The organism is Lacinutrix chionoecetis, from assembly GCF_053604665.1.
In genome coordinates this window covers 1-846 of record NZ_JBSHNQ010000013.1, presented here as the reverse complement: position 1 = coordinate 846, position 846 = coordinate 1, and the positions used below count along the sequence as shown (strand labels likewise).

At 48.0% G+C, this 846-nt stretch carries 1 protein-coding gene; it reads left to right on the top strand.

Features of this window, described 5'->3' with window-relative positions; all coding sequences use genetic code 11:
* A partial coding sequence (locus ACVC43_RS00065) for an Ig-like domain-containing protein (protein WP_452222531.1) occupies positions 1-846 on the top strand: 846 nt, incomplete at both ends.

Below are 846 nucleotides of genomic sequence, written 5' to 3'. Positions count from 1 at the left end.
GGAGCCGATTCAGATCCAGATGGCGCAATCGATCCAGCAACCGTATCGTTTACCGATCCGGCCGCTACAGATACCGATGGCGATGGCGATAACGATGAGTTAGTAGTACCAGGCGAAGGAACCTGGACAGTAGATGAAACTGGCGTGGTAACCTTCACACCAGAACCAGGCTTTACAGGCGATCCAACACCAGTAAACTATACTATAGATGATAACGATGGCAACACATCAAACGAAGCAACAATCACGTTAGACTTTGATGCACAGCCACCAGTAACCCAAGACGATGATATTACAGGCTTACCAACGAACACACCAGCGGTAGTTGATCCATTTGCAGACAATGGCAATGGTATCGATCAAGATCCAGATGGAACGATAGATGTAAGCACAGTAAACATTGTAACACCAGGCGCAACCGATACGGATGGCGATGGCGATAACGATGAGTTAGTGGTACCAGGCGAAGGCACCTGGACTGTAGATGATACTACAGGAGCAGTAACCTTCACACCAGAAGCAGGCTTTACAGGTGATCCAACACCAATCGACTACAACGTAGAAGATAACGATGGTAATGTGTCTAACGACTCAACGATTACCTTAGACTTCGATGCACAAGATCCAATCGCAGAAGACGATGATGTAGCTGGTTTACCAACCAATACACCAGCCACAGTAGATGTAACCGCAGACAATGGAAATGGAGCCGATTCAGATCCAGATGGCGCAATCGATCCAGCAACCGTATCGTTTACCGATCCGGCCGCTACAGATACCGATGGCGATGGCGATAACGATGAGTTAGTAGTACCAGGCGAAGGAACCTGGACAGTAGATGAAACT